This is a genomic window from Stenotrophomonas sp. 22385 (assembly GCF_052045085.1).
Lineage (GTDB): Bacteria > Pseudomonadota > Gammaproteobacteria > Xanthomonadales > Xanthomonadaceae > Stenotrophomonas.
In genome coordinates this window covers 65,815-80,284 of the sequence record NZ_JBQEOG010000001.1, presented here as the reverse complement: position 1 = coordinate 80,284, position 14,470 = coordinate 65,815, and the positions used below count along the sequence as shown (strand labels likewise).

The 14,470-nt window shown below is 67.2% G+C and carries 13 protein-coding genes; 1 reads left to right on the top strand and 12 read right to left on the bottom strand.

Annotated features, from left to right (window positions below):
* Positions 1–32: 32 nt before the first annotated feature.
* On the top strand, positions 33–746 hold the full coding sequence (locus ACTJI4_RS00255) for an NYN domain-containing protein (protein ID WP_440868191.1): 714 nt from the start codon (positions 33–35) through the stop codon (positions 744–746).
* An 88-nt stretch (positions 747–834) separates the two neighbouring features.
* Here ACTJI4_RS00255 and ACTJI4_RS00250 read toward each other — a convergent pair whose 3' ends face one another.
* The 12 genes from ACTJI4_RS00250 to ACTJI4_RS00195 all read right to left on the bottom strand — a co-directional run bounded on the left by ACTJI4_RS00250 (position 835) and on the right by ACTJI4_RS00195 (position 14,406).
* Entirely contained in the window at positions 835–3,996 is a 3,162-nt protein-coding gene (locus ACTJI4_RS00250; protein ID WP_440868190.1) for an efflux RND transporter permease subunit, read from the bottom strand.
* A gap of 35 nt (positions 3,997–4,031) precedes the next feature.
* Positions 4,032–5,012: an efflux RND transporter periplasmic adaptor subunit gene (locus tag ACTJI4_RS00245; RefSeq protein ID WP_440868189.1), complete on the bottom strand. Its 981-nt coding sequence runs from the start codon at positions 5,010–5,012 to the stop codon at positions 4,032–4,034.
* Complete coding sequence (locus ACTJI4_RS00240) at positions 5,009–6,352, bottom strand: TolC family protein (protein ID WP_440868188.1); 1,344 nt, start codon at positions 6,350–6,352, stop codon at positions 5,009–5,011. Before ACTJI4_RS00240 ends, ACTJI4_RS00245 begins: the two co-directional genes overlap by 4 nt.
* Positions 6,353–6,407: 55 nt before the next feature.
* Positions 6,408–6,809: a hypothetical protein gene (locus ACTJI4_RS00235; protein WP_440868187.1), complete on the bottom strand. Its 402-nt coding sequence runs from the start codon at positions 6,807–6,809 to the stop codon at positions 6,408–6,410.
* A gap of 58 nt (positions 6,810–6,867) precedes the next feature.
* The gene (locus ACTJI4_RS00230; protein ID WP_440868186.1) at positions 6,868–8,073 is read right to left on the bottom strand and encodes a membrane-targeted effector domain-containing toxin; all 1,206 of its coding nucleotides are present in this window, start codon (positions 8,071–8,073) and stop codon (positions 6,868–6,870) included.
* A gap of 165 nt (positions 8,074–8,238) precedes the next feature.
* Positions 8,239–10,020 carry a DUF885 domain-containing protein gene (locus tag ACTJI4_RS00225; protein WP_440868185.1) on the bottom strand — a complete coding sequence of 594 codons (1,782 nt, stop codon included), beginning with the start codon at positions 10,018–10,020 and terminating at the stop codon, positions 8,239–8,241.
* A gap of 154 nt (positions 10,021–10,174) precedes the next feature.
* On the bottom strand, positions 10,175–10,516 hold the full coding sequence (locus ACTJI4_RS00220) for a lipid-A-disaccharide synthase N-terminal domain-containing protein (protein WP_392922168.1): 342 nt from the start codon (positions 10,514–10,516) through the stop codon (positions 10,175–10,177).
* On the bottom strand, positions 10,516–11,238 hold the full coding sequence (locus ACTJI4_RS00215; RefSeq protein WP_392922165.1) for a glycosyltransferase family 2 protein: 723 nt from the start codon (positions 11,236–11,238) through the stop codon (positions 10,516–10,518). Before ACTJI4_RS00215 ends, ACTJI4_RS00220 begins: the two co-directional genes overlap by 1 nt.
* 87 nt (positions 11,239–11,325) lie before the next feature.
* Positions 11,326–12,291, bottom strand: coding sequence for an NAD-dependent epimerase/dehydratase family protein (locus ACTJI4_RS00210; RefSeq protein ID WP_392922162.1), 966 nt, complete (start codon positions 12,289–12,291; stop codon positions 11,326–11,328).
* 54 nt (positions 12,292–12,345) lie between these two features.
* Positions 12,346–12,651 (bottom strand): helix-hairpin-helix domain-containing protein, encoded by a 306-nt coding sequence (locus ACTJI4_RS00205; protein WP_440868184.1) that lies wholly within the window; start codon positions 12,649–12,651, stop codon positions 12,346–12,348.
* A gap of 34 nt (positions 12,652–12,685) precedes the next feature.
* Positions 12,686–13,609, bottom strand: coding sequence for a ParB/RepB/Spo0J family partition protein (locus ACTJI4_RS00200; RefSeq protein WP_320457695.1), 924 nt, complete (start codon positions 13,607–13,609; stop codon positions 12,686–12,688).
* Positions 13,609–14,406, bottom strand: a complete 798-nt coding sequence (locus tag ACTJI4_RS00195; RefSeq protein ID WP_440868183.1) for a ParA family protein — start codon at positions 14,404–14,406, stop codon at positions 13,609–13,611. Before ACTJI4_RS00195 ends, ACTJI4_RS00200 begins: the two co-directional genes overlap by 1 nt.
* Positions 14,407–14,470: the final 64 nt, after the last annotated feature.

Here is a 14,470-nt window from a genome sequence, read left to right as displayed (position 1 = left end):
AAAACCGCCGCGAGGCGGTTTTTTCTTGCCCGATGGGAATCGAGATGGGCGGATCTACTGCCGTGTACATTGACGGCTACAACCTCTATTACGGTCGTATCCGCGGCACGCGTTACAAATGGGTGGACTTGGTCGCACTGTTCGATAGTGTTGTTCGGAAGCAGGCTCCCGATAGCCAGGTGGAGGTTGTCCGCTACTTCAGCGCCTACTGCTTGGCAAACTTCGCCACGCATGGAACGGATTCCGCCGAAGCCGAGAACAGATATCTACGCGTCCATGAGATGAAGCATGGACCACGATTCTGCAAGACGATGGGAACTCATACCCATGACCGCTACGGTGTCAGCATGCCTCGGTACGTTGAAGGTTCGCGCTTCAACCGGCGCGATCGCGTCAAGGTATGGCGGCTGGACGAGAAGCAGACGGATGTGAACATTGCTTTGGCGATGTATCGGGACGCCCGCTCTGGCAGGTTCTCGCAGTTGGTCATCTGTTCCAATGACAGTGACGTTGAGCCTGTACTCCGTGCGATCAGAGAAGACTTTCCCGGAATCCGGATTGGAGTGATAACTCCCCGACCGCCTCCGGAGTCCGGTACCCGGTCCCATCGAAATGTCATGTCGTCCCTATCCAAGCACGCAGGCTGGACTCGCAGTCACATCCATGACGAAGAGCTTGAGACGTGTCAGCTCCCTTCTCGTATACACACAGGAAAGCGTCCTCTCGTGAAGCCAGATCATTGGTGACGAAGCAGCATCTGGAATCTGGGCTCTGGCCGTCTACCAGTGCCCAGATTTGCGCTTGGCTTCGGTGCAAGCCGGCCAGAGGCCGGCTCTACCTCGGTTTGTGTAGCCAGCGGTACAGCACTGGGAGCACCAGCAGGGTGAGCAGCGTGGAGGAGACGATGCCGCCGATCACCACCGTGGCCAGCGGGCGCTGGACTTCGGCGCCGGCGCCTACGTTGAAGGCCATCGGCACGAAGCCGAGCGAGGCCACCAGTGCGGTCATCAGCACCGGACGCAGCCGGCCCAATGCGCCTTCGCGCACCGCATCGGCCAGCGGCATGCCTCCCTGGCGCAGGCTGCGCACGAAGCTGATCATCACCAGTCCGTTGAGTACCGCCACGCCCGACAGCGCGATGAAGCCCACGCCTGCAGAGATCGACAACGGAATGCCACGTGCGGCCAAGGCCAGCACGCCCCCGGTGAGCGCCAGCGGTACGCCGCTGAACACGATGGCCGCATCCTTGACCGAGCCGAACGCCCAGAACAACAGCGCGAAGATCAGGATCAGGGTGACCGGCACCACGATCGCCAGCCGCTGGCTGGCCGAGATCAGCTGCTCGAAGCTGCCGCCGTACTCGATCCAGTAACCATCGGGCACCTGCACATCGCGGTTGATCACCTGCTGCAGGTCACTGACGAAGCTGCCCAGGTCGCGATCGCGCACGTTGGCGGTGACCACGATGCGGCGCTTGCCGTTCTCGCGGTTGATCTGGTTTGGACCCTCGCTGTTGGCCAGCGTGGCCAGTTCGCGCAGCGGCACGGTGCGCGCGGCGCCGCTGGTCCAGCCGCCGGCCTGGCTGGATTCGTCGGCATCGCCGTACAGTGCCGGCGCCAGCGAGACCGGCAGGTCGGCCAGCGCGGCCGGGTCCTGGCGCAGGGCCTCGGGCAGGCGCACCACGATGTCGAAGCGACGGTCGCCCTCGAACAGCTGGCCGGCCACCTGCCCGCCCACGGCGGTGGCCACGGTGGACTGCACCTGCCCCGGGTTGAGCCCGTAGCCGGCCAGCGCGCTGCGGTTGGGGGTGACCGTGAGCAGCGGCAGGCCGCTGGTTTCCTCCACGCGCACATCCGCCGCGCCGGGCACGCTGCCGGCCACGCTGGCGATGCGCTTGCCCACCTTCAGCAACGTCTCCAGGTCATCGCCGAACAGCATCACCGCCACGTCGGCACGCACGCCGGAGATGAGCTCGTTGGTGCGCATCTGGATAGGCTGGGTGAACTCGTAGTTGTTGCCGGGCAGCTGCTCCACCGCTGCTTCCAGTTCGGCCAACAGCGCCGCGCGCGCTTTGCGTGGGTCCGGCCAGTCCCTGCGCGGTTTCATCATGATGAAGGTATCGGCCACCGACGGCGGCATCGGGTCCGAAGCGACCTCGGGCGTGCCGATCTTGGAAAACACCTTGCTCACCTCCGGGAACTGCACCAGCCGGTTCTCGATCAGCTTCTGCATCTCGATCGATTGGCTCAGGCTGGTGCCGGGAATACGCATGGCGTGCATGGCCACGTCGCCTTCATCCAGGTTGGGCACGAACTCGCTGCCCAGCCGGGTGGCAAGCAGGCCGCATCCCACCACCAGCACCAGCGCGCCACCCACCATCCAGCGCCCGCGCCGCAGCGAGAACGCCAGCAGGGGTTGGTAACGCCTGCGCACCCAGGCCATCACCCGGTTTTCCTTCTCCTGCACGCGGCCACCCAGGAACAGGGCGATGGCGGCTGGCACGAAGGTCAAGGCAAGCACCATCGCCCCGGTCAATGCCAGTACCACGGTAATGGCCATGGGGTGGAACATTTTTCCTTCCACGCCCGACAACGCGAAGATCGGCAGGTACACCGCGGTGATGATGCCCAGGCCGAACAGGCTCGGGCGGATTACTTCGGCGGTGGCGCTGGCGGTTTCGACAAAGCGCTCCTCGCGCGTCATGTCGCGCCCCAGCCCGTGCTGGCGCTCGGCGAAGCGACGCAGGCAGTTCTCAATGATGATCACCGCGCCGTCGACGATCAGGCCGAAGTCCAGCGCGCCCAGGCTCATCAGGTTGGCCGAGATCCCGCCGCGTGCCATCCCGGTGAGGGTGAACAGCATCGCCAGCGGAATCACCGCGGCGGTGATCAACGCCGCGCGGAAATTGCCCAGCAGCAGGAACAGCACGACGATCACCAGCAGCGCGCCTTCCACCAGGTTCCTGGCCACGGTCTGGATGGTGCGATCCACCAGGGTGGTGCGGTCGTAGCTGGCGGTGACGGTGACGCCTTCCGGCAGGCTGCGTTGCGCCTGCTCCAGCCGCGCGGCGGCGGCTTGGGCCACGTCGCGGCTGTTGGCGCCGATCAGCATCACCACCGTGCCCATCACCACTTCATGGCCGTTCTGGGTGGCGGCGCCGCTGCGCAGTTCGGGTCCGTCGGCGATGTCGGCCACGTCGTGCACGTGGATCGGCACGCCTTCGCGACGGGCCAGCACGATGTTGCCGATTTCCTCCAGGTTGGCCACCTGGCCGGGAATGCGCACCAGGAACTGCTGGCCGTTGCGTTCGATGTAGCCGGCGCCGACGTTCTGGTTGTTGCGCTCCACCGCCTGGACCACGTCTTCCAGGGTGAAACCCAGCGCGCGCAGGCGGGCCGGATCGGGGGTGATGTGCACCTGGCGCTGGAAGCCACCGATCGTGTTGACCTCGGTCACGCCCGGCACGTTGCGCAGCTGAGGGCGGATCACCCAGTCCTGCAGAGTGCGCAGGTCGGTGGCGGTGTAGGCGCTGCCATCGGGTCTGCGCGCCGCGGGATCGGCGTCGACGGTATACATGAAGATCTCGCCGAGGCCGGTGGAGATCGGCCCCAGCTGCGGGTCCAGCCCGGCCGGGATCTGTGATTTCACCTGCTGCAGGCGTTCGGACACCTGTTGGCGCGCGAAGTAGATGTCGGTGCCGTCCTCGAACACGACGGTGACCTGCGACAACCCGTAGCGCGACAGCGAGCGTGCCTGTTCCATGCGTGGCAGGCCGGCCATCGCCGTTTCCACCGGGTAGGTGATACGCTGTTCGGCTTCCAGCGGCGAATAGCCCGGGGCGGCGGTGTTGATCTGCACCTGGACGTTGGTGATGTCCGGGGTGGCATCGATGGGCAGCCTGGTGAAGCTCCACGCGCCCACAGCGATCAGCGCCAGGGTGAGGCTCATCATCAGCCAGCGATGGGCGATGGAGGCGGCGATGATGCGCTCAAGCATGGCGATGCCCTCCGCGCCGGAGGATGGGTGCGTATTCAATGCTCATGCGACGCTCCCGCCTTGCCGATGTCGGCTTTCACCACGTAGCTCTGCGCGGTGACGACTTCATCGCCGAGGGTAAGGCCCTCCAGCACTTCCACCTGGTTGGCGTCGCGCGCGCCGAGGCGCACCGGACGGGCGGTGTAGGTCTCGCCGGTGCGTACGAACACCACATTCTTCCCTTCCATTGTCTGCAGCGCGGTGAGCGGTACCACCTGCGGGGCAGGTCGCGTGGCGACCACGATGCGTGCCTTCACCGCAGCGCCCGGCCGCCACAGGCCATCGTCATTGCGCAGTGTGGCGCGCGCCACAGTGCTCTGGCTGGCGGTGGCGGTGCCGGGCAGCACGCGTTCCAGCGTGGTGGCCTGAGTAACGCCGTCGGTCATGCGCGACACCGTGACCGGTACGCCGGCAGTGATGTGCTGGGTGTCGTTGCCGAAGATGTGCAGGTCCACCCACAGCGTGGAGAGGTCGCCGATTTCGAACAAAGGCGTGCCCTCGCCCGCCACCCCGCCGACCTGCGCCTGGCGGGCCAGCACCACGCCGCTGATCGGGGCGCTGATCGTGTAGGTCGTCAGGCTCAGGTTGCTTTCGATGCTGGCCAGGACCTGGCCGGCCTTGATGGTGTCGCCCACGTTGGCCCGCAGCGAGCGGATCGGGCCGGGGAAACGGGCCATCACCTGGGCGACACGGCCGTCCACCGGAGTGAGCAGGCCCTGCACGTCGTGTTCGTCGGCGATGGTGCCGGCGGCGACCGGGGCGACCTTTATACCGGACTGCTCGGCCATCGCCGCGGGAATGGTAGTGCTGTCGGGGGCGTCGTCGTGGTCTTCGCTCGTGTCGGTGTGGCCCGGCTCGGCGTGGCCGGCGTCGGTGTCGGCGGGTGCGGTGGATGCGTCCTTGGCACAGCCCGCCAGTGCGAGCAGGCACAGCAGGAGGGCGGCGATGCGCGCCGCGCGGCTGGTCGAAAGGTTCATCGGCGGTCCTCCGTGGACACGGTCGCGGTAGCGGGGGCGGTGTTGGCATGGGCAAGCAGGCCCTGGCCGGTCAGACGCTGCAGTTCGATCAGCGCGCGCTGCGCGGCGATGGCGGCATCGAGCTGGCGTTGCCGCGCCTCGATGCGCATGGCCTGCAGTTGCGCCCACTCCATGTAGCTGATGGCACCGGCACGCCACGCCTTTTCGGCGGCGTTCTCGGCGCGCCGCAGCTGCGGCAATACGTCGCTCGCCATGCGGGTGACCTCCAGCCGCGAGGTTTCATAGCGTCCATGCGCTTCGGCCAGGGTGGCGTACAGCTGCAGCGCGCGTGCTTCGCGCTCCACTCCGTTGAGGGTGAGCTCGGCTTCGGCCGCGCGGATCTCCGGAGCGGCGCGGCGCACGTTGCCCAGTGGCAGGCTGAAGCCGCCCACCAGCGCGGTATCACCGCTGTCGCGGCTGCTGCGCACGCCGACCTGCCAGCTGATATCCGGCCGTGCCTGGGTGCGTGCCAGCTGCAGCTGGGCGTCGCGCACGCGGCGTTCGCCGGCCAGCACGGCCAGTTCCGGCGTGCGCTGCAGTTCGTCGGCGAGGATATCGAAGGGTTGCAGGGCGGGCAGCAGCAGCGGGTCGCCGCTGACCACATCGAAGCCGGGCTCGCGCTCACGCCACAGCGCCGACAGCGCGAGACGGGCGGCGCGGTCGGCCTGGCGGGCGCGATCGCGGTCCACTTCGGCCTGCGCCAACATCGCCTGCGCGGTCATCAACACCGATTCGGGCGACGCGCCGGCCTGCAGACGCATCCGGGCGGCGGCGACCGCGCGGCGACGCTGGTCGATGTCGGTGTCGGCAATGGCAAGCTGCGCGCGGGCTTCGGCAATGGCGAGATACCGCTGGGCCACGGCGGCCATCAGGTCCAGCCGTGCGGTTTCGCGCTGCGGTGCCAGCGCATCGAGATTTGCCTGGGCCAGTACCCGGCGGGCATCCAGCTTGCCGCCGCGCTCCAGCACGCCGGCCAGGGTGACGGTCAGTTCGGCGGCATCGAAGCCACGGCTGCCACCGGTGCCCAGCGCGTTTTCCAGCTCGACGCCGACGGTCAGTGGCGGCCCGAACGCGGCCGCCTCACGACGCGCCTCCCAGACCGGACGCTGGGCATCGGCCAGGCGCAGGTCGGGGTGGTACCGGGCGACGCGGGCGATGGCCTCGTCCAGGGTCAATGGGGGGTTCGACGCCGCTGCAGCGGGTGGCGCTGCTTGGGCGGAAGGGGCAACAGACGCAGTGCCCTGCGCATACGCGCACGGCAGCAACGCAATGGCAGCGACGGCTGCCAGACGCATCCACATGGGAATCTCCAGAAAGCGGTTCAGAGGTGAAGCCGCGGCCGTTGGCCGCGTGGCATCACACCGCTATCGGGGGGCGCAGCAGGCTCTCGGGCGGCTGCGCCATCAGCTGCGCGCTCAGGCCGCCCGGCACGAGGTGGGCCGGGGCAGCCGGCAGCGACCACGCCGATGCGGCCAGCGGCAGCACGCCGCCGTGGCCATGGCAATGCCCGCAGTGGACCAGCGCGTGCAGCAGGCGGGCGCTGTCGTCTTTGTCGTGATCGGCGTCGGCATTCAGTGCCGCTGTGGCGTCCGCCGGTTGCGCATGCGAAAGCGCATGCGCAAGTCCGGCGTCGCTGTGGGACAGTGCGTGCAGGTCACCCAGCGCCGCCGCCAGTGCGCCACCGGCCGTGCCCAACAGCACCACCACCAGCATCAGCAGGCGGAGGGGCAGCGACAGGCGGTGGCGCAGGCGGGACATCATCGGCGCAGGGTAGCGGCGGCGCTGCCCGTTACACAATCGCAGCGCGGGCGCGCGTTCATGCGCTGCGCGCCTCGGGCAGCGCGCAGATGGCCTGGCGGAGGTTACGCATGCGCAACGCTTCGGCGGACGTGCAGGGCCCGGGCGTCTCGGGCATGGAACGTCGTTTCCCGGCAGGCATCTTGAGCAGGTAGTCGCATTGGATCTGGCCACCGCTGCCCTGCAACGTTGGGGGCACCGTCCGGCCGGGGTCGCAGCCCACCTGGAACCGGCTGGCGTCTTCCACGCGAAGGCTGGGAGCGCCTAGAAGCGTGCCCATGCCGGGGATGGACTGGAAGGCACCTGCATGGGCATTGCCGACCAGCGCAACCCAGCGCTGCGGCCCGGGTTTGCCGGCCTGCTGCCGCTGATCGTGGACGATCCGTGCGGTTGCGACGTAGTTCTTCATCTGAATCCGCGCCTGCAGCGGGTCGACCATGTCTTCGCCATCACCACGCTGCAGGCCGCGCACGTGGTAGCTGGTCATCAGGTCCAGCGCCACGATGCGCATTCCCACCTTGAACGCGGCATCGACCAGGTTGCGGAAGGTGGCACCACTGTCCGCGTCCGTCATGTGGCCGCTGTCCTGTTCGGCAAGGAAACGGACAAGGGCGGGCGAAAGCACGCCGGTGCGGTGGTATCGATCCAGGTCTGGCTGGTGGATATCGGCCTGCAGATGCTCCAGGTACAGCGTGTCAACGCCCAGGTGGCGCAGGTGCGCCATGTTGTCCATCAAGAGAAGTTTGCTGGCCCGACCCGCATGCGTCTCGCCCACGAGCAGCCCTTTGTTGCTGCCGAGCAGCTCCCTGAGCAGGTCGGCGTGGGTGCGCACCGGCGCCAGATCGGGCCACGCACGCAGATCGGTGTCGGCGCTTGGCGTGCTGGACAGCGCCACATCCAGCAGCTGCGTGCGCTTGGTGAAGAAGTCATCCATCATCGCGCGCTGTTCCGGCGCCATCGGCATGCAGTAGCTTGGATCCAGCGCCTTGCGATGCTTCTGCAGCAGTCCCACCAGCAGCTGACCTTGTTGCGGGGACATCGTATACGCCTGCAGCGGGTCCGGCTGGGTATCACGGGGTGAAGGCACGTTGCCGGGGCGCAAGCATCCGCTGTCGGGAAGATTGCGCAGGCTGAGCAGGCTGGGCTCGGTGCCGGTGCGCCGCTGTGGTGCGGGCGCGGTGGGGTTGAAAAGGCGGTACTTCAGTGCGGACAGGGCATCCAGCATGGTCAGGCTCCTTGTGGGGGAAGACGCGCGCCAATGGGCGCGCCCTGACCAGCCTAGTGATCTGCTGCACCCACGCTGCGATGGGCTAAGCAGTTTTGAGCGCGGTGCTGAAGGCCGTGTGCCGATGCGTGCGCGAGCGCACATCGGCACCGACCATTCACGACATCAGGGCGCGCGGCGCTCGTCGATGTAGGCGCGGATCTGCGCATCCAGCACCGGCAACGGCACCGAACCCTGCCTGAGCACGGCGTCATGGAAGGATTTGACGTCAAAGCGTTCGCCCAGCGCCTTCTCCGCTTCACCCCGCAGGCGCACGATGGCGATTTCGCCCAGCTTGTAACTGAGCGCCTGGCCCGGCCAGGAAATGTAGCGATCGACTTCGGTGGTGACTTCGTGCTCGCTGAGCGCGGTATGGTCGCGCAGGTAGGCCAGCGCCTGGTCGCGGGTCCAGCCCTTGTGGTGGACGCCGGTATCGATCACCAGCCGCGCAGCGCGCCACATTTCGTAGGTCAGCCGCCCGAAATCCTCATACGGGGTTTCGTAGATGCCCATCTCCACGCCGAGCTTTTCGCTGTACAGCCCCCAGCCTTCGCCATAGGCGGAGATGTAGGCGTTGCGGCGGAACTCGGGCTGCTCGCCCTGTTCGGCCGCCAGCGCGCCCTGCAGCGCGTGGCCGGGGTCTGACTCGTGCAGGGTCAACGCCGGCAGGTTGTACAGCGGTCGCGCCGGCAGGTTGTAGGTGTTGACCCAGTAGGTCCCCATGCCGCCCCGGCCGGCGGTCCAGAACGGGGCGATATCCGGCGGCACCGGCACGATGGTGAAGCGCGCACGCGGCAGCGTCATGTACTTGCCGATCACCCCATCCACCCGCTTGGAAATCCAGGCGGCACGATGCAGCAGCTCGTCCGGCGTCCTGGCGTAGAACTGGGGGTCGGTTCGAAGGAAGGCCAGGAACTCAGCGAAGCTGCCCTTGAACTTCACCTGCTTGATGACGTCGTTCATTTCCTTCTGGATGCGCGCCACTTCCTTCAGACCGATCTCGTGGATCTGCTGCGGGGTGAGGTCCAGCGTGGTGTATTCGTGGATCTGCTGCTGGTAGTACGCCTTGCCATCGGGCAGTGCTTCGGCGGCCAGGGTGGTGCGTGCCTGTGGCACGTACTCGCTCACGAAGAAGGTACGCAGCTTGACGAAGGCCGGCACCACGCTGGCGCTGATGGCCTGGCGTGCCTGCGCCTGCAGCGCGGCCTGCTCGGCGGCGGGAATGCTGGCAGGCAGCTTCCTGAAGGGCGCATACAGGGGCGACTGGGTCGGATCCTTCAGCTCGGCCACGGTGGCGATGGAAACTTCACGGCCATCGAGCACCGCGCGCGGCACGCTGAATCCCCGCTTCAGGCCGGCGCGCATGTTGTCGGTCTGCTGGTCGAAGTAGCGCGGCACGTCGTTGAGACGAGCGATGTAGTTGCGGTAGTCCTCAGCGGTCTTCATCTCGCGGCGCGCCATGAACGACAGGTTGGACCAGAACGAAGAATCCGAATTGAATGGCATTTCGTAGCCGCGCAGGCGCACTTCTTGGGCCAGGTTGAACACCTGGTCGCGGTAGATCGCATGGTTGACCTGGTTGGTGGGTGAGAGCGCCCGGGTATCGAGCTTGTCGAGCTGGGCCAGGACGTCATCCCACACGGCCAGGCGTGCCTGCTGCGCCGCCGCGCCCACGTCGGGCATGCGGGTGGCCGTGGCCGGACCGTCGCCGTCTTCACTGGCTTCCCCCCCACCGGCCTGGCGCCAGGCCCATTCCTTCTCGTAGATGGCGCGGAACGCGGCGTCGGCGGGCGATCCGGTGGCCAGGCTGGCCGGCGCGGCAGCCGGTGCCGACGGCGGTGCGGCCAGCGCCACAGGGGCAGGAAGGGCCAGGGCGAGCAGCAACGCAGCAACGAGCGGTGATTTCACGAGCAGGGGTTCCCGAGGGGCGGCAAACCCCGATCATGGCACCCCATCCCCCCCCGCGCATGGATCAAAGGTCCTGCCCGCGCAGCGGGCAGGACCGGGGATCGGCCCCAAGCCGAGGCCCACGCGCCAAAGGCGCGGTAATCGGGTCAGGCGTTCAATGTTCCGCCTTGTCCCGCTTCCACCCGCGGTGCTGGATATCCAGCTTCAGACTGTAGAGCGCGGTGAACGCCGGAAACAGGTTCTGCAGCACTCCCACCGAGTCCTGCTTGGCCGAGAACAGGAAGTAGCTCAGCGTCATCAGGCTGCCCACCACGCTCATGTACCAGAACAGCCGCGGGATGACCGGCTTGCCGGCCCGGCGCGAGGCGACGAACTGCACCAGCCAGCGGCCGCCGAACATCAGCGCGCCGGTATAGCCGATCAGCTTCCAGCCCGTTACATGCAGCCCGGTCCAGAACAGCCACGTCAGCGGTTGATCAAGCCAATGCAGTTCCATCAGCGTTCTTCCACGTCCGTGCGCTTGCTGCGCGTGATCAGCCAGGCCACGCCGCGCAGATCGCGGATGCCGACCAGTGCACGACCCAGGTTGTTGTATTTGGATACGCCGGCGGTGCGGTGGCGGTGGTTGACCGGCACGCTCACCGTCTTCCAGCCCGCCCGCTGCATCAGCGCGGGCAGGTAGCGGTGCATGTGATCGAAATACGGCAGCTCCAGGAACGCGGCGCGCTCGAACAGCTTGATGCCGCAGCCGGTGTCCGGGGTGTTGTCGCGCAGCATGCGGGCACGGATAGCATTGGCCCATTTGCTGGCCCAGCGCTTGCTGCCGCTGTCCTGGCGGTTGACGCGCCAGCCCGCGAACAGCTTGACCTGGGGCTCGGCGGTCGCACGTGCAGCCAGCAGCCTGGGAATGTCGGCCGGGTCGTTCTGGCCGTCGCCATCAAGCGTGGCGATCCACGGCGCGCGGGCGTGCTTGACCCCGTTTTTCACCGCCGTGCTCTGCCCACTCTGGGTGACATGGTGCAGCACCCGCAGTTCGGGATTGGCCGGCTTCAACGATTCCAGCACCGCCAGGGTGTCATCACGTGAGTGGTCGTCGATGTAGACGATCTCGAAATCCACTTTGCCGCGCAGCGCCGCGGTGATCTCCTCGATCAGGGGCTGCACGTTGTCGCGTTCATTGAATACCGGGACGACGACCGACAACTGGGGTTGGCTCATGATCGGGCTCTGCGAAAGGCCAGGAATGAAAAAGACCGCGCATTTTCCGAGATGAAGGTTATCCGAAGATGAACCCGGGCATGTAAGTCAGGCGCGCTCACCGAAATAATCGCGGCACCAGGCCACCACCGGTGGCAGGCCGCGCTCGATCGGGGTGACCGGCTCATAGCCGAAAGCGTCATGGGCACGACGGGTATCGGCCATGGTGCGGACCATGTCGCCGGGCTGCATCGGCTTGTAGACCTTCTGCGCCGGGCGTCCAGCGGCGGCCTCGATGATCCCGATGAAATGTTCCAGCTCGATGGGGGTGTGGTTGCCCAGGTTGAAGACACGGTGCGGTACGTCCTCGCCGGACGGATGCGCCAGCGCGCCGAGGATACCGGCCACGATGTCGGAAACATGTGTGAAGTCCCGCTGCATCCTGCCGTCGTTGAACACGTCGATGGGGCGCCCGGCCAGCACCGCGCGCGCGAACAGCAGCGGCGCCATGTCGGGGCGGCCCCACGGGCCGTACACGGTGAAGAAGCGCAAGCCGGTGGCATGCAGGCCGTACAGCTGCGCGTAGGTGTAGGCCATCAGCTCGTTGGCCGCCTTGGTGGCCGCGTACAGCGAGCGCGGCTTGTCGATGCGCTGGTCTTCGGAGAACGGCGGGGTGGCCGAATCGCCGTAGACCGAGCTGCTGGAGGCGTACACGAGGTGGGCCACGCCGCGATGACGGCACAGTTCCAGGATGTTGACGAACCCGGTCAGGTTGCTGTCCACGTAGGCGTGCGGATTCTCCAGCGAATAGCGCACGCCGGCCTGCGCGGCCAGGTGGATCACCCGGGTCGGCTGGACCTCGTCGAACAGCGCCGCGAGGCCGTCGCGGTCGGTCAGGTCGAGCACGCGGATATCCGCTTCCGGGCACAGCGCGGCCACGCGATCACGCTTGATCTGCGGGTCGTAGTAGTCGTTGTAGTTGTCCAGGCCGACCACCGTGTGCCCGGCATCGAGCAGCGCACGCACGGTATTGGCGCCGATGAAGCCTGCAGCGCCGGTCACAAGAAGCGTCATGGCAATCGTCCCGGGAATTCCAGGCGACAGGATAGCGCCGTTACCCGTACGTCACTACAGGCTCAGCGGCGCTTCGCGCGCCAGCGTGGCCTTGCGTTCCTTGCTGAAATCCCACCAGGGACGGGGGGCTTCGCCCTGCATGAAGCGCACGATGGACAGGAACACATCGATCACGCAGGGGTCATGCAGCACGCCGGTGCGCATGCACAGCTGTGCGTACATGTCGTAGGCATCGCGGCCGCGCACGTGCGCGGGAACACGGATGCCGATCAGACGAAGATCCTTCTCACAGGCCGGCCCGACGTTTGGCAGGTCGGTCAGGCGCAACAGATGGTTGCGATCGACCTTGGAGGGGTTCATCAGGCGGGTGGGTTCCTCTTGCGTGGTGGGGGACTCAGCCCTTGCGTACGCGGAGCTTCTCGAGCACGCCGTCCAGCGTGTCCAGGTCGGTGTAATGGATGATCAGCTTGCCCTTGCCGCCTCGGCCGTGGTTGATCGCCACGCGGGCGCCCAGCGATTCGGACAACTCGGTTTCCAGCGAAGCGATGTCGGCCTGCGGGGCGGCCGCGCCCGGCTTGCGGCGCAGCGAGGCAGGCACCTTGCCGGCGGCGAACTGCTGCGCACGGTGTTCCACTTCGCGGACCGACCAGCCCTGGTCGGCTGCTTCCTGGGCCAGCTTGCTGGCCAGTTCCGGCGCCAGGGTCAGCAGCGCGCGGGCATGGCCCATTTCCAGCCGGCGGGTTTCCAGCAGCAGGCGGATCGCCACCGGCAGCTCCAGCAGGCGCAGCAGGTTGGACACCGCTGCGCGCGAGCGGCCTACGGCCTGGGCGGCCTCGGCGTGGGTCAGGGCGAATTCGCTGATGAGCCGCTGCAGGGCTTCGGCTTCTTCCAGCGGGTTGAGGTCTTCGCGCTGGATGTTCTCGATCAGCGCCATCGCGATGACGGTGCGGTCTTCCAGCTCGCGCACCACCACCGGCACTTCGTCCAGGCCGGCCAGCTGCGACGCGCGCCAGCGGCGTTCGCCGGCCACGATCTCGAAGCTGTCCGGGCCGAGCTGGCGGACCAGGATCGGCTGGATCACGCCCTGCGCCTTGATGGAGTCGGCCAGCTCGGCGAGCTTGGTTTCGTCCATGTCGCGGCGCGGCTGGTACTTGCCCGGCTGCAGGTGCTTGACCGGCAGCTTGCGCAGCACTTCACCCGGCAGCGGCTCGATCACGGCCGCGGCCTGCACCTGTGTCACCGCGCCCTTGGGCCCCAGCAGCGCATCGAGGCCACGGCCGAGGCCGCGTTTCTTGCCGGGGGCGGGCTTGGTGCTCATCAGTCGGTCTCCATGGCCTTGCCGGCCGTGTTGCGTTGGTGGTGGCGGCGGATGATCTCGCCGGCCAGGCCGAGGTAGGCGACGCCGCCGCGCGAGGCGCGGTCGTAGCCGACGATGCTCTGGCCGTGGCTGGGCGCCTCGGCCAGGCGCACGTTGCGCGGCACGATGGTGCGGAACACGCGGTCGCCGAAGTGGTCGGTCAATTCGGCCGACACGGCATTGGCCAGGTTGTTGCGCACATCGAACATGGTGCGCAGCACGCCCTCGATCTCCAGGCTGGGATTGAGGTTGGCGCGCAGCGCATCAATGGTTTCCACCAGCGCGCTCAGGCCTTCCAGCGCGTAGTACTCGCACTGCATCGGCACGATCACCGAATCGGCGGCGGCCAACGCGTTGAGGGTCAGCAGCGACAGCGCCGGCGGGCAGTCGATCAGGATGAAGTCGTACTCGTCCTGGATCGGGGCCAGCGCGCGCTTGAGGCGCTGTTCGCGCTCGCCCTGATCCATCAGCTGGATCTCGGCGGCGGTCAGGTCGATGTTGCCCGGCAGCAGGTCGAAGCCTTCCGGGGTGGTCACCCGGACTTCGGCTGCGGTGCTTTCGCCCAGCAGCAGGTCGCAGGTGGAGGCGGCAACTTCGCGCTTGTCCACGCCGCTGCCCATGGTCGCATTGCCCTGGGAATCAAGGTCGACCAGGAGCACGCGCTTGGGCGCAGCAGCCAGGGCGGCGGCCAGATTGACGGCAGTCGTGGTCTTGCCGACGCCACCTTTCTGGTTGGCGATGGCGATGATGCGGGCCATGCGGGTGAGCCTCATCGGCAGGGGGTGGGACTGGGCATTATGCGGGCATGGGGCGTGTCGTGTC